Source organism: Nocardioides imazamoxiresistens (assembly GCF_032378595.1).
Classification (GTDB): Bacteria; Actinomycetota; Actinomycetes; order Propionibacteriales; family Nocardioidaceae; genus Nocardioides; species Nocardioides imazamoxiresistens.
The window spans coordinates 231,232-251,322 of the sequence record NZ_JAVYII010000006.1 but is presented as its reverse complement, the minus strand read 5'-3'; the positions used below and the strand labels follow the sequence as shown (position 1 = coordinate 251,322).

Annotated in this window: 17 protein-coding genes; 1 reads left to right on the top strand and 16 read right to left on the bottom strand. The window is 75.8% G+C overall.

Annotation, left to right across the window (positions count from 1 at the left end; genetic code table 11):
* Positions 1 to 20: 20 nt before the first annotated feature.
* The 9 genes from RDV89_RS15015 to RDV89_RS14975 are packed head-to-tail and all read right to left on the bottom strand — an operon-like array spanning position 21 to position 9,198.
* On the bottom strand, positions 21 to 917 hold the full coding sequence (locus RDV89_RS15015; protein ID WP_315734112.1) for a sulfotransferase family protein: 897 nt from the start codon (positions 915 to 917) through the stop codon (positions 21 to 23).
* On the bottom strand, positions 914 to 2,545 hold the full coding sequence (locus tag RDV89_RS15010) for a lipopolysaccharide biosynthesis protein (RefSeq protein WP_315734110.1): 1,632 nt from the start codon (positions 2,543 to 2,545) through the stop codon (positions 914 to 916). The genes RDV89_RS15015 and RDV89_RS15010 overlap by 4 nt, the downstream gene beginning before the upstream one ends.
* Positions 2,538 to 3,473 (bottom strand): glycosyltransferase family 2 protein, encoded by a 936-nt coding sequence (locus RDV89_RS15005; RefSeq protein ID WP_315734109.1) that lies wholly within the window; start codon positions 3,471 to 3,473, stop codon positions 2,538 to 2,540. Before RDV89_RS15005 ends, RDV89_RS15010 begins: the two co-directional genes overlap by 8 nt.
* Positions 3,466 to 4,953, bottom strand: coding sequence for a YveK family protein (locus tag RDV89_RS15000; protein WP_315734107.1), 1,488 nt, complete (start codon positions 4,951 to 4,953; stop codon positions 3,466 to 3,468). Before RDV89_RS15000 ends, RDV89_RS15005 begins: the two co-directional genes overlap by 8 nt.
* The gene (locus RDV89_RS14995; RefSeq protein ID WP_315734105.1) at positions 4,946 to 6,256 is read right to left on the bottom strand and encodes an O-antigen ligase family protein; all 1,311 of its coding nucleotides are present in this window, start codon (positions 6,254 to 6,256) and stop codon (positions 4,946 to 4,948) included. Before RDV89_RS14995 ends, RDV89_RS15000 begins: the two co-directional genes overlap by 8 nt.
* A complete protein-coding gene (locus RDV89_RS14990) occupies positions 6,253 to 6,786 on the bottom strand; it encodes an acyltransferase (RefSeq protein ID WP_315734103.1) in 534 nt (177 codons plus the stop codon). Before RDV89_RS14990 ends, RDV89_RS14995 begins: the two co-directional genes overlap by 4 nt.
* Entirely contained in the window at positions 6,783 to 7,340 is a 558-nt protein-coding gene (locus RDV89_RS14985) for a glycosyltransferase (RefSeq protein WP_315734102.1), read from the bottom strand. The genes RDV89_RS14990 and RDV89_RS14985 overlap by 4 nt, the downstream gene beginning before the upstream one ends.
* Positions 7,337 to 7,795 (bottom strand): UDP-N-acetylglucosamine--LPS N-acetylglucosamine transferase, encoded by a 459-nt coding sequence (locus RDV89_RS14980; protein WP_315734100.1) that lies wholly within the window; start codon positions 7,793 to 7,795, stop codon positions 7,337 to 7,339. The genes RDV89_RS14985 and RDV89_RS14980 overlap by 4 nt, the downstream gene beginning before the upstream one ends.
* Positions 7,795 to 9,198, bottom strand: a complete 1,404-nt coding sequence (locus RDV89_RS14975; protein ID WP_315734098.1) for a sugar transferase — start codon at positions 9,196 to 9,198, stop codon at positions 7,795 to 7,797. Before RDV89_RS14975 ends, RDV89_RS14980 begins: the two co-directional genes overlap by 1 nt.
* A gap of 193 nt (positions 9,199 to 9,391) precedes the next feature.
* Here RDV89_RS14975 and RDV89_RS14970 point away from each other — a divergent pair, with 193 nt between their 5' ends.
* Positions 9,392 to 10,153 carry a TetR/AcrR family transcriptional regulator gene (locus tag RDV89_RS14970; protein ID WP_315734096.1) on the top strand — a complete coding sequence of 254 codons (762 nt, stop codon included), beginning with the start codon at positions 9,392 to 9,394 and terminating at the stop codon, positions 10,151 to 10,153.
* A 27-nt stretch (positions 10,154 to 10,180) separates the two neighbouring features.
* Here RDV89_RS14970 and RDV89_RS14965 read toward each other — a convergent pair whose 3' ends face one another.
* The 7 genes from RDV89_RS14965 to RDV89_RS14935 form a co-directional block, all read right to left on the bottom strand.
* Positions 10,181 to 11,020, bottom strand: a complete 840-nt coding sequence (locus RDV89_RS14965; protein WP_315734094.1) for a hypothetical protein — start codon at positions 11,018 to 11,020, stop codon at positions 10,181 to 10,183.
* Positions 11,021 to 11,189: 169 nt separating this feature from the next.
* Positions 11,190 to 11,792, bottom strand: a complete 603-nt coding sequence (pth, locus tag RDV89_RS14960) for an aminoacyl-tRNA hydrolase (RefSeq protein ID WP_315734092.1) — start codon at positions 11,790 to 11,792, stop codon at positions 11,190 to 11,192.
* A 43-nt stretch (positions 11,793 to 11,835) separates the two neighbouring features.
* Positions 11,836 to 12,513: a 50S ribosomal protein L25/general stress protein Ctc gene (locus RDV89_RS14955; RefSeq protein ID WP_315734090.1), complete on the bottom strand. Its 678-nt coding sequence runs from the start codon at positions 12,511 to 12,513 to the stop codon at positions 11,836 to 11,838.
* Between the two features lie 197 nt (positions 12,514 to 12,710).
* The gene (locus RDV89_RS14950; RefSeq protein WP_315734088.1) at positions 12,711 to 14,768 is read right to left on the bottom strand and encodes a serine/threonine-protein kinase; all 2,058 of its coding nucleotides are present in this window, start codon (positions 14,766 to 14,768) and stop codon (positions 12,711 to 12,713) included.
* On the bottom strand, positions 14,769 to 16,097 hold the full coding sequence (locus tag RDV89_RS14945; RefSeq protein ID WP_315734087.1) for an ABC transporter substrate-binding protein: 1,329 nt from the start codon (positions 16,095 to 16,097) through the stop codon (positions 14,769 to 14,771). It abuts the gene before it with no gap.
* On the bottom strand, positions 16,097 to 18,865 hold the full coding sequence (locus tag RDV89_RS14940) for a hypothetical protein (RefSeq protein ID WP_315734085.1): 2,769 nt from the start codon (positions 18,863 to 18,865) through the stop codon (positions 16,097 to 16,099). The genes RDV89_RS14945 and RDV89_RS14940 overlap by 1 nt, the downstream gene beginning before the upstream one ends.
* A 201-nt stretch (positions 18,866 to 19,066) precedes the next feature.
* Positions 19,067 to 20,050, bottom strand: coding sequence for a ribose-phosphate diphosphokinase (locus RDV89_RS14935; protein ID WP_438823284.1), 984 nt, complete (start codon positions 20,048 to 20,050; stop codon positions 19,067 to 19,069).
* Positions 20,051 to 20,091: the final 41 nt, after the last annotated feature.

Genomic DNA, 20,091 nt, shown 5'->3' with positions numbered 1-20,091 from the left:
CGTCCCGTCCCGCACGGCCCTCACCACCACTCCCCGGTGCCGAGCAGCCGGGCCAGCTCGTGCGTGTGCGGCGCGAAGTGCTCGCGCAGCCGCTCCTGCGCGGCGGGCGGCAGGTCGGCGCCGGGCACGGCGTTGCGCCGCGTCGACGTGGGCGCGTGCACGTCCAGCCCGGCGAAGGACTGCACCCGGGCGAGGGTGGCGGCGGGGTCGGCGTACAGGTCCTCGCTGCGCAGCACCAGGACCTGCTCGGACCCGAACGTCTCCTGCCAGCGGCGCACCTGCGGGGCGTACTCGCCGCGGGCGCGGTAGGAGTACCAGTCCCAGGCCCGCGCGTAGTAGCGCGCGTCGGCCATGCGCTCGGGCTCGCCGGCCAGCCGGGCGTCCTCCGCGTCCAGCGCGGCGAGGAAGTCGAGGCGCTCGACCCCGGCCTTGACCCGCTCGCGGTAGTGCGAGTGGGCGCGCGCGACGGGGTCGCGCAGCAGCACGACGACGCGGGCGTCGGGCACCGCGTGCCGGGCCCGCTCGGCCACCCGCGGGTCCCACAGGTAGAGCGGGTCGGCCTCGACGGTGAACGCGCCGCCGTGGCGCGCGCGGTGCCGCTCGCGGGCGGCGACGGTCGGGAAGTGGCCCCGGTACCACGCCTCCGGCATCCCCTGGTGACGCGTGAACCAGTGCGGGCTCTTGATGTGCTGCGCGGCCGGCAGCATCGGCATCACCTGCGGGTGGGCCAGCAGCGCCGACCACAGGAACGTCGTGCCGCTGCGCTTCGCGCCGACGACGAGCAGGTCGGGGCCGGGGCGCAGCGCGGCGGTCGCGGCGCCGCCGAGGCGTACGCCCGCACCCACCGCCCGCTTGACAGGTCGCGGCGCGAGGGCCTTGGCGCGCCGCAGCACGCCGGAGTCGTCCAGGCTGCTCATGGGTTCCTCCCGGGGTGGGACGTCGGATCGGTCGTGGGATCGGTCGAGGGGCGCCGGCGGTGCGGGACCAGCCGGCGCAGTGCGGGGGCGAGGTCGAGCCGGTCGAGCTCGAGCCGTCGGCGCAGGGCGGCGAGGAGGGCCGCGTACACCACCGCGCCGACCGCGACGTGCGCGAGGAGCCAGCCGGCGGTGGGGGCGGCGAGGACGCGGACTGCGACGCCCGGGACCCCGAAGGCGAGGAGCGCGGCGCCGCCCGCGGCCAGGAGCTGGCGCCCCGGCAGCACGAGCGGCAGGTCGACGCCGCTGCGCAGCAGGCACAGCAGGGAGTCCAGGGTCAGCGCGACGGCCCAGGCCACGGCCGCGCCGAGCAGGCCCAGAGCGGGCACCAGGAGCAGGTTGAGCCCGATGTTGACCGCCAGCGCGACGCCGGTGTTGCGGGCCGTGGCGACGCTGCGGCCGGCCATCAGCAGGGCGGCGTTGACGTTGCCGAGCGCGACGTAGCCGAGCATCCCGAGCGCCATCACGCTCAGCGGCGTCGCCGCGACCGTGAACTCCGGCCCGACCAGCGCCAGCACGAGCGGGGCGTGGGTTGCCAGGAGCAGGAACAGCGGCCAGGACGCGAGCACCAGCCACACGGCGGTCACGCCGTAGACCTCGCCGAGCCCGCGGCGGTCCCCCCGCGCCCAGGCCGAGGCCATCGCCGGGGCGCTCTGCAGGCGCAGCGCCTCCATCGCCATGGTGCCGGTCGTGACGAACCGCGACGCCGCGGCCCAGGCGCCGGCGGCGGCCGGCCCCAGCAGGATCCCGACGATGATGACGTCGGCCCAGACCAGGCCCAGCTCCAGGCACGAGGCGACGCCGCGCGGCAGGTTGAACCCCCACAGCTCACGGGCCTCGTCGGCGCGGGAGGGCTCCGGCGCGGCGCTGCGGTCCGGGGACGCGGCGTCACGACGGCGCAGCGCGCGCACCAGGATCGCGACCGCGGCGGCGTCCATGAGCACCAGGGGCACCGCGTAGCTCAGCAGCAGCCAACCCGCCGGCGCGTCGGTCCACCACAGCGCACCCACGGCCAGCAGACGCGTGAGCGGCAGCGCGACCTGGTAGAGGCCCACGAAGGGCCCGACCGTGCCGAGCGAGCGGGTGCCGTTGAGGGCGGCCTGCCCGCAGGCAGAGACGACGAGGGTGCCGACGAGCACCCACAGGTACGCCGTGACCACCTGGCGGTCGGCCGCGGGGAACGTGGCCGCGAGGTCGTCCACGAGCACCGCCAGCGTCGCGGCGACCACGACGCTCCACAGCAGGACCGGCGTGAGGGTCAGGCGCAGCGCGAGCCGCGCCCGGTCCGGGCGCCCCAGGGCGAGGCGGGCCGAGAGCGCCCGCACGATGCCGGTGTCGCTGCCGGCCAGCGCGACGCCGTTGAGGATCATGAAGACGGCGACGGCCTGGAAGTACAGCCCGGCGGTGTGCGCGCCGAAGAGCCGGCCGACCACGATCGTCAGGGCGAAGCCCCCCACGGCCGCGACCAGCGACCCGACGAGGGAGACGGCGCCGCTGCGCGCGAGCTCGCGACGACCGCCGTCCGGGGACGGCCCCGCCTCCCGCGCCGGGCGCGCGACGACCTCAGACACCGCGGCCGCGGGCCTGCAGCGCCGCCTGGATGCGCCCGGCGCTGACGCCGGCGAGCACGAGGGCCGTCAGCGGCACCCGCGGCTCGCGCCGGTGGTCGGTCCACGCGCGGCGCATCCAGCGGCGGGCGCCGCGACGGTCGCCGACCGCCGCATGGGCGAAGGCGATCTGGCCGCTGATCCGGGCCCGGCCGCGCGGTGAGGCCGCGTACTCCGGGAACCGCTCGAGCAGCTGGGTGAGGGCGGCGGCGTTGGTGCGCCAGCGCGAGAAGAAGTACGAGCCGCCGTTCCAGTGGATGTCCGCCACCACGTCGGGCACCAGCCCGAGCGGGCCGGTGCGCGCCAGCCGCAGGAGCAGGTCGTAGTCCTCCGCGTAGCCGCCCGGCAGGGTCTCGTCCCAGGCGCCGGCCAGCGCCAGGGGACGCCGCCGGTAGAGCATCGCCGACGGGGCGAGCTCCATCACCCGGGAGTCGAGGAGGTCCTGCAGCAGCACCCGCTCCTGCGGGGCGCGCCGCACCACGTGGACGTCCCCGCGCACGACGCGCACGCTGCCGCCCACGGCGAGCAGGTCGGGCTCCGCGCGCAGCCGGGCCACCTGCGCCAGGAGCCGGCCCGGCAGCCAGACGTCGTCGTCGTCGCAGGTCGCCACGAGGTCGTGGCGGGCCAGCCCGAGGCCGGTGTTGCGGGCACCCGCGACGCCGGAGGCACGGTCGTTGGCCACGACCCGCAGCCGCTGCCGTGCCGGGTCGTCGGGACCCGGCACCTCGACGTCGGCGGGGTCGCGGCCGTCGTCGACCACGACGACGAGGTCGAGCTCGCCGGAATAGTTCTGCTCCCACACCGAGCGCACCGCGCGGGCCAGGGTGCGGTCGCGGTCGTGGGTGGCGATGACGACGCTCACGCCGGGGTTCTCGTGGGTCGGCTCAGGCACGCGACCCACCCCCGACCCGCACCAGGCCGAGCACCTCGACTTCGACCAGCTCCAGGTGCATCCGGGCCACGGCGACCGACTCGTCCGACCAGGCGCCGTCGCCGGTCACCAGGAGCACACCGCGGCAGGCCTCGAACTCGCGGCGCCAGCCGGCCAGGCTCGCGTCGACCTCCTCGATCTCCAGCCGGCCGTCCGCGCCGACCGCCCGCAGGGCCCGGCGCACGAGCTCGGTCGAGCGCTCGGGGGCGTCGGGCGTCGCGTACACACCCAGACGCAGCACGCCCGCCTCCGGGCCGGTGCCCCCGTTCCCCGGGCCGCCCGCGTCCTCGCGCTGCAGGATCCAGCGCACGACCGAGCGACCCAGCGGCGCGAGCGCCGCGTCGGTGGCGTCCAGGCGCAGCTCGCCGAGCACCGGCATCCGGGGGTCGGCGTGCTCGACGGGACCCGTCGGGGTCGCCGCGGCCGAGCCCGAGCCGCGCTCGCGGAAGCGGGCCAGGATGCCGCCCTCCGTCCTCGCCGCGGGCTCCTCCGGTCCCGCGGTCGGGGACGCGGAGGCGGTCACCGGGGTGGCCGGGGTGGCCGGGGTGGGCCGCTTCCCGGGAAGCGGCGGCAGCAGGGGCGCGCGGTCGGGCGCGGGGCCGCCGACGGGCGCGACGCGGTCGACGGGCTCGACGGCGACGTCCCTGCGCCGCACGAACCACAGGTACGCCGACACCGCACCCAGCACGAGCCCGCCCAGGCCGCCGGCGAGCAGGTGCGAGGGCGTGCCGAGCGAGGTCTGCCGCGCGGTGCCCTCGGCCCGGCCGGCGATCTTGCCGGGGTCCACGACCGTCTCCTCGAGCTGCACGCGCTCGGCGCGCAGGTCCTCGGCGCGCGGGTCGTCGTCGTCGAGCTGCTTGATCAGGGAGACGAGCAGCGTGTCGTGGCCCTGCCAGCGCTGCTCGGCCTCCTCCTTGGCCTGCCAGATGTAGACGAGGGCCGCCAGGTCGGCACCGCGCTCGGCGGCCGCGGGGTCGTCGTCGGTCCAGGTGAAGACCAGGTAGTTGCTGTTGGTCTCGGCCGTGACCGCCAGGCTGTCGGCGACGTCGTCGGCGTCGATGCCGCCGCCGATCCGGGCCGCCATCGCGTCGCGCACCGGAGCGGTGCCGGCGAGCGCGACCTGGTCCTCGGCCCAGAGGGTGTCGGGCCGGAAGTCGCCCACCGGCACCAGTCCCCCGCCGACGCGCACGGTGGTGGTCGCCTGGTAGACCGACGGGCTGGTCGCCGCGACGAGACCGCCGGCCACGACGCCGAGCACGAGGCCGACCACGAGGTGGCGCCAGCCCGTGCGCAGGGCCGTCCCGAGCGCGGGGAGGGTCCGCAGCCGGGAATCGTCGGTGCTGCGGTCGGCGCTGCGGTCGGTGGTGGCGTCGGGGCGGGGGGCCTCGTCCACGGGGTCACCCCCGCCCGGGGCGACGTCGGGCCTGACGTTCTCAGTCATCGTTCGTGACCAGCCTTCCTGCGAGGGAGTGGGACGGGAGCGTGGGTCGGCGGCGCTGCGTGCCGCACACGGCGAGCGCGAGCAGGGCCACCGCGAGGGGCACGGGCAGGACCTCGTAGAAGGCGATCTGCACGAGCAGCGCCGGCCCCAGGGCGTGCAGCCACACCTCGGGGGCGCCGCTCGCGGGCCGCGCGTGCCACCAGACGAGGAGGACGGCGAGCACGAAGAGGCCGAGCCCGACCAGGCCCTGGGAGACGAGGATCGTCCAGAGCTGGCCGTGGGTGCCGATGGAGACGTCGTTGCTGTCGGCGAGGCCCTCGGAGCTCTGCGGCGCGCCCCAGCCGAGCAGCGGCGAGCGCAGCGCGAGGTCCCAGGAGGCCTCGTAGAGGGTGGCGCGGGTGCTGGTGTTGCCGTACTCGAACCGGGCGGTCAACGCCCGGCGCAGCGGCTCCACGAGCACGACGGTCGCGCCGATCGCCGCGACCGTGGCGCCGACGGCGGCCACGGGACGCAGGTCGCCGCTGAGCGCGCGCTGGACGACGACCCACGCGAGCGCGACCCCGATCGTGATCCAGCACCCGCGGTTGAGCGAGACGAGCACCGGCGGGACGGAGGCCAGCAGGAGCAGGCCGAGCAGCACCTTCTCGCGGCGTCCGGCCGCCGTGACGAAGGCGTACATCCCGACCGGGAGGAGGATGCCGACGGCGGCGCCCCAGTCGTTCGTGTAGGCGAACAGGGGGCTCGGCCGCGGTGCGCCGTAGAGCTGGTCGTACTCCGAGAACTCCGGGTGGGTCAGCGACGTCAGGAACGGGTCGTCGATGCCGAGCGCGCGCAGGAGGGCCTCGAGGGGACTGGTGAACTCCAGGTTGCTGACGAGGATGCCCGGGTAGGCCAGCAGGATCGCGGCCGCCCAGAACGCGACGAGCCAGGTCACCACCCGGCGGGCCGGGTAGCCGTGGCGCAGCGCGTTCCACACCGCGATGCCGATGGCGACCACGGCGACGTAGAGCACGAGCCGCAGGCCGTACGCCATCGCGTAGCGCACCGTGGTCAGCGTCAGGCCGGAGGCGAGCACCCAGCCGAGGAAGAGCAGCAGCGCGCCGTAGCCGGGCGGCAGCACGATCGTGCGGCGGTTGAGCCACAGCCAGACCAGGACCGGCGCGGCCGCGAGCGCCCAGAACGGCAGCTGGACGCCGAGCGCCCACCACAGGGGGTAGCCCAGCAGCAGCACGGCCACCGGGCGCACCCCGGCGACCACTCCCGCTGCCGGCCCCGCTGCTGCACCGTCCTGGACCCGGGTCATGCCGCCGCCACCTCGCCGATCCGGCGCGCGGGCACCCCGGCGTACACCCCGCCCTCGGCCAGCCGGCCGGTCACGACCGCACCGGCCGCCACGACGCAGCGGTCCTCGACGACCGCCCCGGGCAGCACCGTGGTGCGCGCGCCGAGCCAGACCCGGTCGCCGATCCGCGTGGTCGCGTACTCCGACGACCGGTCGGCGCCCGCGTCGCCCACCCGGTGGGAGGCGGTCAGCACCATCACCTGGGGCCCGAGGTGGCAGCCCTCGCCGATCTCGACGCGGCCCCGGGCGACGTCGAGGTAGCAGTCGTGGTTGACGAAGGTGTCGCGGCCCACCGCGAGGTGGCGGCCGGTGATGCGCACGCCGGAGAAGACGTTGGGGGTACGCACGTCGAGGCCGGCCAGGCGGTAGATCGCCCAGCGCACGGGGCGCGGCACCAACGCGGACCCGGCGACGGACACGAGGACGAGGTGGCGCAGGCCCATGCCGAGGTCCAGGCGCAGGGCGGCGGCGAGGCGCCGCAGGCCGCTCATCGGCTCACCCGCGAGAGCAGGGCCCGGCGCACCGAGCGGATCCGCCGCACGCGCCGGCCCACGACGGGGTCGACGTGGTGCGCGAACCGCGCGGCCGCCGCGTGGGCGGAGGCGTCGCTCGCCACGAGCTGCGCCGAGGCCTCGAGGCTCTGCTCCACCCGCGCGAGCGCGTCGTCGCGGGAGGTGGCGAGCTGGACCATGCCGGCGCCCTCGGCGACCTCGGCGAAGCGCAGCTGGTGGCCGTCGACGTGCTCGCCGCGCTCGGGGTCGCGCGGCACGCAGACGGGCACGTGGCCGACGCGCCGCGCGTCCATGATCGTGCCCGGCCCGCCGTGGCACACGACGACGCCGGCGGCGCCGACCAGCTCGACCAGCTCGTCGTGGCCGAGGAACGCCCGGCCCTCGGCGACCGAGGGTGCGGCCGAGTGGCCGTGCTGCACGACGACGCGGGTCCCCGCCGCGGCGTGCTGGCGCGCGAAGGCGTCCATCCAGCCGACGAGACGGTCGAACGGGTGGTGGTCGGTGCCGACGAGGGCCACCACGAGGCCGCTCACAGCAGCGGTCCCACGACGACGGCGTCCGGGTAGACGTCGAGCTGGGTGTCCCACTGCACGACCCGACGGGTGGTGAACGGACCGCACAGGCGCCCCGTCATCGTGGGGCTGTCGACGCGGTCGTAGACCTCGACGAACACGGTCGGGACACGCATCAGCCACGCGACCACGAAGAAGGGCACGGCCACGCCCGCGCCGGCGCTCACCACGACGTCGGGGCGCTCGCGTCGCAGCACGCGCCAGGCGAGCGCGACGTTGCGCAGCAGGTTCGGCACGTTGCGCGTCGTCGGCGAGTACGACGTCACCACCCGCTCGTCGGCGAGGCGGTCCCGCACGTCGGCGGTGTCGGGGCACACCCACGTGCGTCGGCGCGGCCCCCACCACTCGCGCAGCGAGAGCAGCTGGGCGAGGTGACCGCCCTGCGTGCTCACCAGGAGGACGTGGTCGTCCGGCATCAGTACGCTCCCTTCGCCCGCACGACGGCGGACACGGTCCGGGCGCAGATGACGAGGTCACCCGCGACGGAGTGGTTGTCGGCATAGGCCACGTCGAGGTCGACCGCGACGGACCACGGGAGGTCCGAGCGGCCGCCGACCTGCCAGGGGCCGGTGAGCCCCGGCTTCACGGCCAGGCGGCGCCGGGCCTGCTCGTCGTAGGCGGCCACCTCGCCCGGCAGGGCCGGACGGGGGCCGACGAGCGACATGTCGCCGCGCAGCACGTTCCACAGCTGGGGCAGCTCGTCGAGCGAGGTGCGCCGCAGCCACCGGCCCACGCGCGTGACCCGCGGGTCGCTGCGCAGCTTGAACAGGGCGCCGTCGGCGTCGTTGCGCGCCGCCAGGCGTGCGCGCTGCGCCTCCGCACCCTGGTGCATCGTGCGGATCTTGAGCATGACGAACCGGCGTCCGTGCCGACCCACCCGCTCCTGGCGGAACAGGGCGGGGCCCCGGCTGTCGAGCCGCACCAGGACGAGCGCCCCGACGAGCAGCGGGGCGCTCAGAACCAGCAGGAGCGCGCCGAGCACCCGGTCGAGGACGGCGCCCGTCCAGCGCGTGGCGCGCGAGGGTCCGGGCGGGGTGACGCTGACCAGGGTGCGGCCGTACGCCCCCCGGGCGGCGCCGACGCGCACCCGACGACCGGCGATCCGGTCCAGCACGAGCACGACGGGCACGTCGGTGCCCTCGAGCCTGCGCGCCAGGGCGGCCAGGTCCGTGCGGGCCAGGAGGCCGGGCGCGACCGCCACGGCGTCGGCGCCGGCGCTGCGCACCAGGCGGGCGAGCACGTCGCGGTGCCGGTCGAGCGCGACGTCGACGGCCAGGGTCGCGACGACCTGCGCGCGACCCCGCAGCCGCACGGTCTCGGACGCGCGGGCGCCGACGAGCACGACCACCCGGGGCCGCCCGCGCAGGGCGTGGACCAGGAGGCGTACGCCCGCCACCACCGCGGCGAGGAAGCCGGCGACCAGGCAGACCTCCTCCACCGATCCCGGCACCGGCGTGAGCGCGAGGACGAGCGTCCCGGCGCCCAGGGCGGCGGCCCCGGTGGTCGGCAGCCCGGCGAACGGGCCCGAGCCGCCGTGGCGGGAGGAGACCACGAGCCACGCGAGTGCGACCACAGCTGCGAGCACCGGGCTCGCGCCCGGCAGCGCGACGGCAGCCGTGCCCGCGACCGCGACGGCGAGCAGCTCGAGCCGCGCCGACGCCCGGACGAGCGAGCGGCGCCACGGGTGGGCGGGCTCCGGCGGCACGGCCAGTGCCGCGGCGTGGGCCTGCTCCCCGGGCCCGGCGGCCTCGAGCGGAAGGGGCGTCACCGAGGTGCGCGGGAACGAGGGAGCCGGAGCGTTGCCGAGCAACCGGGCCACGAGCTCTCCTCCATCGACTTCAGGGTGGACTAGACCAGCGAGAACACTGTTCACAAATATGAACACCGTTGTCAAACGAGAACAGGGAAGTTTTACTTGGGGGCGGCATGTCGCGCGCCGGTGCGTGGTACTGGGGTCCCAGGACCAAGGTCGGGACCCCACAGGGAAGCCGAGGCTGAGTAGGGTGAGCGCAATGGACTCGGAAAGCGGACCTCAGAGCGCCCTGCCGCTCTCCGCGGGCGCGGCCGCCCGGGGGGCGGCGCTCCCCCGGCGCGAGCGGACCCGGCTGGCGACGACCGACGAGATCAAGGCGGCGGCCCACGACCTGCTGGCGCCCTCACCCGACGGTGGCGACCTGTCCCTGCGGGCGGTCGCGCGACAGGTCGGGATGACCCCCTCCGCCATCTACCGCTACTTCGAGTCGCGGGAGGACCTCCTCGAGGCCCTTGCCCGGGACGCGTTCGACTCGGTCTCGGCGACGCTCGCCGCCGCGGTCGAGGCCGACACGTCGGCCGGATCGGTCGACCGCGCCGTCGCCGTCGCCCACGCGTACCGCCGCTGGTGCCTGGAGCACCCCGCCGACTTCGGCCTGATCTTCCGCACCGACCGTCCCGACACGCGCGCGTCGGAGGCCTGGCGCGCCCACCTGCTCGAGTTCTACCGCGTCCCGTTCGAGGTGCTGCTGCGCGACATGGCCGCGGGCGAGGTCGCGATCACCCCGGGCGCAGCGACGCCCGCCGTCCGCGCGGACGTGCTGGAGGCGGCGCGCCTCGTCGCCCAGGACGCCGAGGTCATGCCGGAGATGGTCTCGCTGCTCGTCTCGCTGTGGGCGAGCGTGCACGGCTTCGTGTGCCTCGAGCTCTTCGGCCACGTGGGACTGCTCATGGAGGACGCCGACGCCGCGTTCGACCAGCACGTGCGCGCGGCGCTCGTCGCGGTCCGCCGCACCGGCTGAACCGGGCCCCGGGGCGGGCCGGCCGCCTCAGGAACGGGGCGAGCGGGGGAAGCCCATGGCCACCTGCACGGCGGCCGAGAGCGCGGCCTGCGCGTGGCGCAGGTCCGGGGAGGTCCGGTCGCCGAACAGCACCACCAGCCACTGCCGTGCGTCGAGGTCGTAGCCACCGGCGGCCACCAGCGTGACGACGCCGCCCCACGACTCCATCTCGGCGGCCATGCCGGCCGAGTCGCCGGCCCACGCCACGTAGGACCCGCCCTCGAGCAGGACGGCGGTCCGTTCGTCGCGCCACGTCACCTCGGGCACGGAGAGGACCTCGGCCAACCGGGCCGCCGGAGCACCCTGCACGCCGCGGACGTCGCTCGCGGCGCGCTGCAGGACACCGTCGACGGGATTCTGACCCACCCACCAGGCAGCGGCGCCGAGGTGACGCGAGAAGTGCCGGGCCACCGTCGTGAGCCGCTCGAGGACGGACGCGGCCACCAGCTCGTCGAGGGCGTGCAGCACCCGCTCGAGCGTGTCGGCGACGACCGCCGGGGCCAGCGCCTCGGGGCGACCCAGCGCTCCGTCGCGCACCATGTGGTCGAGCGCACCGACGATCCGTTCGGCGATCTCGCGCTCGTCGGGGGCGAAGGGACGTCCCGGGCGGGACAGGCACATCACCACTCCGTCGTCCCCGCCTCCGCGGCTGCGCACGACGATCTGCAGCTCGTCACCGCCGACGCTCAGGCCCGTGGCGGAGCCGTCCTCGAGACCGACGGCGCGCGGCGCGACGCTCACCTCGGTCACGTCGATCGCACCCCGCAGCGTCCGTTCGATCAGGTCGGTCCAGGCATCGCCGGACCGCCCGTGGTCGCGATCAACCATCGGGCTCTCTCCCCCCTACGTCCCTGTGACGAGCCCCCCGGCTCGCGCACCACCCACGGTGCTGCGGGCACACTGCCCACTCCGCCATGGTGCAACCACGTTCAACGACCGCCGAGGGGGAAGGTGCTGTCGACGTGACCGACGCCACGAGGCGTGCGAGGCGACGGGGTCAGGAGTTGAAGCGCTGCTGCGTGCGCTCGAGGCCGTCGCTGACGAGGGACTCGACGGCGTCGGCGGCGTCGCCGACCTGGAAGGGCAGCTCCTTGGCCTCGGCCCGGGAGTAGTCGGAGAGGACGAAGTCGGCGACGTCCTGGCGGCCGGGCGGGCGGCCGATGCCGGCCCGCAGCCGGTGGAAGTCGCCCGTGCCCAGGGACGAGCGCATCGACTTCAGTCCGTTGTGCCCGTTGTCGCCGCCACCCAGCTTGACGCGCAGGGTGCCGAAGGCGATGTCCAGCTCGTCGTGGATCGCGACGATCCGGGCGGGCGGGACCTTGTAGAAGGTGGCGAGGGCCTTGACCGGCCCGCCGACCTCGTTCATGTAGGAGCGGGGCTTGGCCAGCACGATCCGCGGCCCCGCGGCTCCCGGCAGGCCCACGCGACCCTCGACCACGTCCGCGCGTCCGGTCTTGTGCGCGCGGAAGGCCGCGCGCTGCCGGGAGGCGAGCTCGTCGACGACGAGGTAGCCGATGTTGTGCCGGTTGCCGGCGTAACGAGGGCCGGGGTTGCCGAGCCCGACCACGATCCAGACCTCGGCGGTCGGCGTGTCGGACATCGGCTTCCCCGGCCCTTCGTCGTCGTGCGGTGGAGGACTCAGATCACTCGGAGTCGGAGTCCTCGGAGGCGTCGTCCGAGGCGTCGGCGTCGGCGTCGGCCTCGGCGTCGTCGGCCTCGTCCTTCTCGATGCCGGCCTCGGCCTCGGCCTCGGACAGCTCGGCGTCGAGCTGCTCGGCGGTCAGCGCGGCGGTCACGTTGACGACGAGGACGTCGCCCTCGGTGACCAGCGTGCTGCCCTTCGGCAGGTCGAGGTCGGAGGCCTGGACCTGGGTGCCGGCCTCGGCGCCCTCGACCGAGACCTCGATCTGCTCGGGGATGTGCGTGGCCTCGGCCTCGAGCGTGACGGTGGCGTTCTCGGTGACGACGAGCGTCTCCGGAGCGGCCTCGCCGACGACGTGGACGGGGACGTCCACGGTGACCTTCTCGCCGCGCTTGACCGCGACGAAGTCGACGTGCTCGATCACGCGACGGATCGGGTCGACCTGGACGTGCTTGGTCAGCGCGAGCTGGTTCGAGCCGTCGATGTCGAGCTCCAGCAGCGCGTTCGCGCCACCGTGGCGCAGGGCCAGCATGGTCTGGTGGCCCGGCAGGGTCAGGTGGATGGGGTCGATGCCGTGGCCGTAGACGACGGCGGGGATCTTGTCGGCACGACGGATGCGGCGGGCGGCGCCCTTGCCGAACTCGGTGCGCTGCTCGGCGGCGATCTTCTCGCTGGACATGCGGGACTCCTCGAGGGTGGTGCTGGTGCGCCGTGGCGGCGCCAGGTCGGTCGGCCGCGGCGTGACAGCGCGGCGGACACGGGAGTCCGGCCGGCCCTGTCGATCACGGAGACCCGATGACGGGCTCCCTCGCCGAGGCAACCGCACAAGGATAGCGCCGTGCGTACGCACGGACCAATCGGCCGGACAGTGCCCCGTCAGCTGGACAGGCCGGTGATCGTGACCCGCACCGGGGGCGCCGCGAAGCGACCGACCTCGGCCACGACGTCGCACCCGGTCGAGGCGAAGCGGGCGTACAGGGCCTGCCCGGCCGTGACCTCCAGCGCGTCGCAGGCGTCGAGCCGCGGCAGGGTGCCCCCGGTCAGCTGGAGCAGCTCGGGCGAGGCCTGGGCGCCCGAGCTGAAGATGGCCGTCGAGCCGCCCGGGTGCTCCGCCTGCACGGTGACCCCCGCCCGCTGCTGCTGGCCGAGCGTCGTGGGCTGCACGAGCAGGGCGACGCCCTCCACCCGCTGGGCGGGGAACACCAGGTTGGTGTTCGTCGTGTCCGCGACCGCCGCTGCGAGCAGCTGCTCCGACGCGTCCTCCCACGACTCCAGCGCGGCGTCGGTGGTCCCGAGGTCGACGACGACGCCGGCCGTGACCTGCACCGTGCGCGACTGCGAGGGCACCGACACCGACCAGCCGCAGGCCTGCTGGACCCCCGAGCTGTTGGCGCTCACGCGCTGGGCGGTGGCGCCCTCCCACGTCACGTCGGAGGGGCAGGTCCCGGGCTCCTCCGCGCTGCCGGGCAGGAAGACGAGGACCGAGACCGCGACCCCGGCCGTCGCCGCGGCCCCCGTCGCGGTCGGCGGCGTGACGGCGAGGTCGACGTCGACCCTGGTCGCCGCCGGGTCGTAGACCGCGGACCGCGACACCACGAGCCCGCTCGGCGACGTCGTCGGCGGCGTGCCCACCCGCTGCAGGGGCAGGTCCGCGCGCAGCTCGGAGACCGCGGCGGTCGGGTCGGGGTCGTCCGAGCCTCCGGGCAGCAGGGCGAAGGCCGACACGGCGATCACCACCGCGGCCACCGCGGCGACGGCCGCGGCGATCCACAGGCGACGTCGGGCGGGATCGGTCGGGGCGGGGTCGGTGCCCGCGCGTGCCGGGAGCGCGTGGCGGCCGCCGGGCGCAGCCTCGGGCGAAGGCGCGGCGGAGGGCTCGGTGGAAGCCGCGGGGGGCGGCGCCGGGACGGGGGGCGTCTCGCGCGGCGCCTCGGGTGCGTACGCGGCGAACGGCGCGGCGAACGGCTTCGGCTCCGTGCCGCCCGGGGCGACGGCGTCGCCGGCCCCGCCGACGGCCGGGCTCGCGGCGTGCGGTCGCACGACGGTGCGCTGCGCGGTGTCCCAGGACTCGGGCTCGCCCTGCGGGGGGAGCGCCGGCGCGTCGAAGGCCTCGACGGGCAGGTCCCGCAGCGCCTGGGCCGTCGCGGCGGCGGACAGCCGCGTGGACGGATCCTTGGCCAGCATGATCGCGATGACGGTCCACAGCAGCGGGTGCACGGGCAGCCGCGGCGGGTCGACCGTGACGTGCCGGTTGCCGATCGTGTGCACGGTGCCCTTGCCCGCGAACGGCGTGCGGCCTCCGAGCAGCTCGTAGAGCAGGATGCCGACGGCGTACACGTCGGAGGCCTGGCTGAAGCGGCCGTACTGGAACAGCTCCGGCGGCATGTAGCCCGGCGTGCCGATCAGGCCGGTCGACTGCACCGTCGAGTCGTGGGCCAGACGCGCGATCCCGAAGTCCGAGAGCCGCACGCCCGTACCGTCACCCGGCACGCCGCCGACGAGCAGCACGTTGTCGGGCTTGATGTCGCGGTGCAGCACGCCCGCCGCGTGCGCGGCGGCGATCGCGTCCAGCACCTCGCAGGTCACGGCGACGGCCTCGGCGGCCGGCACCGTGCGGACCTCCTTGAGGTGGGCGCGCAGGTCGCGTCCCTCGACCAGGTCCATCACGATGCCGAGCTGGTCGCCCTCGACGACCAGGTCGCGCACCTGCACGATCCGCGGGTGGCGCAGGTTCAGCAGGATGGAGCGCTCACGCACGAAGCGCGTGACGATCTCGGTGTCGTAGGAGTACGCCTCGCGCAGCAGCTTGGCCGCGACGGGCGCGCCGGTGGTCCGGTCGACGGCACGCCACACCTCCCCCATCGCGCCCGACCCCAGACGCTCCAGCAGCTCGTAGCGGCTGCCGAGCGAGCGGCGTCCCTCGTGCTGGACCACTCACTCGCCGCCCGGAGCCGCGAACCAGTAGAGCCGGCCCCCCGCGGCGGGCGTCGCCGTGGCGGCGGGCCGCACCCCCGGGTCGTCGGTCGTCGCCGTCAGCAGCACGACCGAGGCGTCGGGCAGGGCCTGCGCGTCGGTGAAGTCCAGCGGGGCGCCGGCGAGCCCGGACGAGGAGTCCAGCGCCAGCCCGCCCAGGGCGTCCGCCACCGCGGCCGGCTCGGTCGTGCCGGCCTCCTCGACGGCGCGCACCAGCGCGACGACGGCGTCGTGGCTGGCGAGGTCGGCGGCGTCCGCGGTGGCGCCGAACGGCCCGTCGCCCAGCAGGTTCGCGACGTCGGTGTCGGCGGCCGCGGTGCGCAGGGCGGCGAAGTACGCAGCCGCGCTGTCGCCGGCGGTGCCCCCGGACAGGGTGGTGGCGTCGGTGGCGTCCGGCCCGGCCGAGAGGAACTGGCCGCCGAGGACGCCTCCCGCCTGGGCGAGCTCGGTCGCGAACGACGGCGCGAGGGCCTGGGGCGTGAGGGCCACGGGCAGAGCGTCGACGGTCCCCTGGGCCGCTCCGCCGCCGTCGCTCAGCGCCTGCACGGCGGCGGCCACCTGGGCCTGGGCCCGGGGCGGGCCGGCCACCACGACGCTGTCGACGGTCTCCGCGCGGGCCGCGGCCTCGATGCGACCGACCGCCGCGGCGAGCGCGTCGGACGTGGTGCTGAGGCTCTGGGCGCCCTCGACCCCGTCGACGAGTGCGCCGTCGACGCTCACGACGTAGGGACGGGTGAACCGCAGGTCGGCCAGACCCGCGGTGAGGGTGGCGCCGACGGCCGCCGGGGACGGCGCCGTGCTCCACGCGCCGGTCGGCAGGTCGCCCGGCGCGCCGTAGGGCAGCACCACCGGCAGGCCCTCCGCCGCCGCGGCCGCGACCGCGTCGACCACGTGGGGCCCGGTCGTGGCGAGCACGATCCCCGCCACACCGGCGTCGGCCAGCTCGCCGACCGCGTCGAGCGCCGTCGCGGCGTCGCCGCGGTCGTCGCGCACGACCAGCTCGAGCTCGCCGCCGCCCGCGCGTACGCGCTCGCGCGCGACCACCGCACCCTCGGCGGACGCGGCGAGGTCGCCGCCCTCCGCCGACGGCGCCCCGGTGCTGACGAGCACGCCCAGCGAGACCGGCCCGTCCACGTCCGCCAGCGCGCCGCCGAGGGCCACGGGTGCGGGTGCGACCGGGTCCTGCGGGTCGGGCGCCGGTGACGCGTCGTCCCCGTCGCCCGTGCAGGCCGACGCCGCCAGGGCCAGCGTCAGCGCGAGGGCCACGAGGCGCCCGGCGCGGCGGCGCATCAGCGACCGCCCACGTGGAACGTGAAGACCGTCCGGACCGTCCCCGCCGTCGCGTCGACGCCGTCGCGGGAGAGCTCGTCCTCGCGGTCCTTGGCCCGCAGGAACTGCTGCTGCGAGCGGTCGATCGCCCGCAGGTCCAGCGCCCGGCGGGCGCCGAACTCGGCGGTGGAGCCGTTGGCCTCCGTCACCTCGCCCAGCGAGCTCGACGCGGCGACCGAGTTGCGGCCGAGGGCGCCGATGATGCCGGCGCCGCCCGTGCCGTCGGCGGCGATCGGCGCGCCCAGCGCCGCGAGCACCCGGGCGAGGTCCGCCGCGAGGGACGCCTGGGTCCCGCCGAGGTCGGCCTGGGTGGCGCCGAGGTCGGCGGTGAGGGTGCGTCGTGCGCCGTCGAGTGTGCCGGTGAGCCGGTCGCGGGTGCCCTGCGTGCTGGCGGTCGCGTCGGCGTCGATCCGCTCGGCCTGGGCCTCGCCCGCCGCCTGGGCGGTGGTGCCGGTGGCGTCCAGCCCCGCGACGAGGTCGCCGAGGAAGCCGTTCAGGCTCCCCGTCGCGCGACCCCGGACGGACTCGAGCCCCCGGGCCGTGGTCACGAGCGAGCCGTCGGCGTCCGCGAACGACTGGTTGGCCGCGGCGACGTAGCCGCCCACGGCGGTCTCGGTCGCGTCGAGGCGGCACTGGGCGCGCTCCCACAGGGCGTCGAGGTCCTCGAAGGAGGCCGGGGTGCCCACCGGGGTGTCGCAGGTGCCGGTCGCGACCGGCGCGCCGACGATGCTCTCGACCGTGCCCGTGAGGGCGTCGAGCTGGCCGGCCAGACCGGCGAACGCCGCCGTGACGGCACCGTCGTCGGCGGTGGCCGCCTCGAGGGAGCCCACCACCGCGTCGAGGCTGCCGAGCAGCGGGAGCAGCGCGGCGTCGATCTCGGCCAGCAGGGCGGGCAGCGCGGACGTGCCGGTGCCGACCAGCGCGGCGACGGCACCCCACGCGTCCTCGACCAGGTCGAGGTCGGCGACCACGGACTCCGACTCCTCGGGGCAGACCTGCAGGTCGACGACGGAGGCGAGCAGGTCCAGGAGGTCCTGCGAGACTGTGCCGACCGGCGTGCCGCACACGAGGCCGAGGAGCGCATCGATCCCGGAGCGCAGCGAACCGCCCGGGCCGACCAGCGCGAGCTGCGCGGTGGCGGTGTCGGCGAGCTCGCCGATCCCGGCGGCGAGGCTTCCGTTGGCGGCCGTGAGGCCTTGCAGGGCGACGAGCTGGTCGCGCAGGTCGCCGAGCGCGCCCGTGGCTTCGGCGACGACGTCGTCGACGGCCGTCTCGACGCCGTCGACCCCGGCGCCGCCGATCCCGTCCAGGCTGGTGCCGACCGCGGCGACCGCGCTGCGCAGCCCGCCGATGGTGTCGACGACGTCGCCCAGCGCCGCGTCGGTCGAGACCTGCGCGTCGGTGACCGCGGTGGCGAGCCCGGCGAGCTCGGCGAGCGCGCCGTCGATGCCGCCCCGGGCGTCCGCGAGGACGCAGATGGCCGAGCGGCCCGCGCCGCTCGCGCAGCCGGCGCCGTCGACCTGGCTCAGGTCGCCGACCGACGCCCGCAGGTCCGCGACCAGGGTGGCGCGGCACTGCTCGGTCGCGCTGCCGTACGCGTCCAGGCTGCCCCGGATGCTCGCGAGCAGCCCCAGCAGCGTGTCGGCGGGCTCCAGGGCGCCGCCGCCGGTGCAGGCCGAGGGCGTTCCCGGCGTCGGGACGGCGCCCGGGCCGGCCGGCCCCGTGCCGAGGACGCCACGGATCTGCTCGAGCGAGTCGGCCAGCGAGGTGACCCCGTCCGCGCGAGCCGCGGAGATGGTGGCGTCGAGCGTGGAGGAGGCCGAGCCCAGCTCGCCGATGGTGCCGTCGATGCGCTGCTCGAGCGAGCCGCTGGCGGTCTCGAGGCCGGCGCGGGCGTTGGTGCCGAAGGAGGTGGCGGTGGCGCTCAGCGCGGTGCTGATCTCGTCCAGCGAGGTGCCGACCGTGTCGAGGGTGGCGTTGACGTTCGAGATGGTCGCCAGGGTCGCGAGCTGCAGCGTGCGGCTGCTGCCCGGGCGCTCCGCGAACGCGGAGGTCAGCAGGGCCTCGACGGACGGGTCGGTGACCAGACCGGGCTGGACGGCGAGGTCGAAGGTCGGGACCTCGAAGTCGTCGACGTCGAGGGCGAGCCGGAAGGTGGCGGTGGCGGCCAGCTGGGGCGGCGCGAGCAGCGCGGACCACTGCACGACCTGGGTGCCCTCGGCGTCCTGGCCGAGGACGCCGTTCGTGCCGGTGCCACCCGTGTCGCCCGTGCCACCGGTCCCGCCCGCGTCGCCGGTGACGACCCGGGTCGCGCCCGGCAGCGCGACGCCGCCGACGACCGTCAGGGGGCTGCCGATCTGGGCGTACTCGCGCACCCCGGCGCCGTTGGAGGTGTACTCCAGGGACTCGGTGCGCACGGTCGTGTTCTGCACCGTGACGTCGATCGTCAGCGGACCGGAGTAGCCGGCGAGGTCGGACAGGTCGGTGCCGGCCCCGTCGTCGGAGCGGTAGGACGTCAGCACGCGCACCGGGAGGTCGACCGACGAGGGCGCGAGCTCCTCGGTCTCCTGCTCGACCCGGCCGTCGGTGTCCGTGACCAGGGTGCTGCGCACCGCGGTCACGCTGCCGTCGTCCCCGATGGTGACGTCGACCGTGCGCAGGACGTCCGGCTCCGCGGCGGACGCGACCTGCGGCGCGGCCACCAGTCCCGCGGTCACGAGCGCCGTCACGGCGAGGGCCGCGATCCGCCGCCGGACCGGCGGGCGGGCGACGCGCGAGGACCTGTGGGAACCGGCCGACCGGTGACGTGGAGCCATGACCTACCTCGAGAGCTGCCCCCGGGCGGCGCTCCCCCGCGGGCCGTGGACGTTGTGCGGCGGGAGCAGCCTAAGGGCGGGCGACGCGAGCGGTGGTCGCTTCACCACTTTCGCTCAGGCGTGGCCCTCGAACATCGAGGTGACCGAGCCGTCCTCGAAGACCGCGCGGATCGCCCGGGCGAGCAGCGGCGCGATCGAGAGCACGGTGAGCTTGTCGAAGTGCTTGTCCTCGGCGAGCGGGAGCGTGTTGGTGAGGATGACCTCGGTGGCCGGGCTGTTCTTGAGCCGGTCCACCGCGGGGTCGGACAGGATGCCGTGCGTCGCCGCGATGATGACGCCCTTCGCGCCCTCGGCCATCAGCGCCTCGGCGGCCTTCACGATCGTGCCGCCCGTGTCGATCATGTCGTCGACCAGCACGCACATCCGGCCCTCGACCTCGCCGACGACGCGGTTGGCCTGCGTCTCGTTCGGGCGGTCGGTGCGACGGGTCTTGTGGATGAAGGCCAGCGGCACGCCGCCGAGGCGGGCCGACCAGCGCTCGGCGACCTTGATCCGGCCGGCGTCCGGGGAGACGACCGCGAGGTCCGACTCCGAGCCGTACTTGTCGCGGACGTAGTCGGCGAGGATCGGCAGCGCCATCAGGTGGTCGACCGGGCCGTCGAAGTAGCCCTGGATCTGGTCGGCGTGCAGGTCCACCGAGATGAGGCGGTCCGCACCGGCGGTCTTGAACAGGTCGGCGACGAGGCGGGCCGAGATGGGCTCGCGGCCGCGGTGCTTCTTGTCCTGGCGGCTGTAGCCGTAGAACGGCATGACCACGGTGATCCGCTTGGCCGAGGCGCGCTTGAGCGCGTCGACCATGATGAGGTGCTCCATGATCCACTCGTTGATCGGAGCCGTGTGGCTCTGGATCACGAAGGCGTCGCAGCCGCGGACCGACTCCTCGTAGCGCACGTACTTCTCGGAGTTCGCGAAGTCGTACATCGAGGCGGGCACCAGGCCGGTGCCGGCGAGCTCCGCGACCTGCTCGGCGAGCTCGGGGTGCGCCCGCCCGCTGAACACCATGAGGTTCTTCTCGGTCGTCAGCTTCATTCCGCTCACGGCGGTGCGCTCCTTGCTCGGGTGCGGGGGGACGGGCCGCG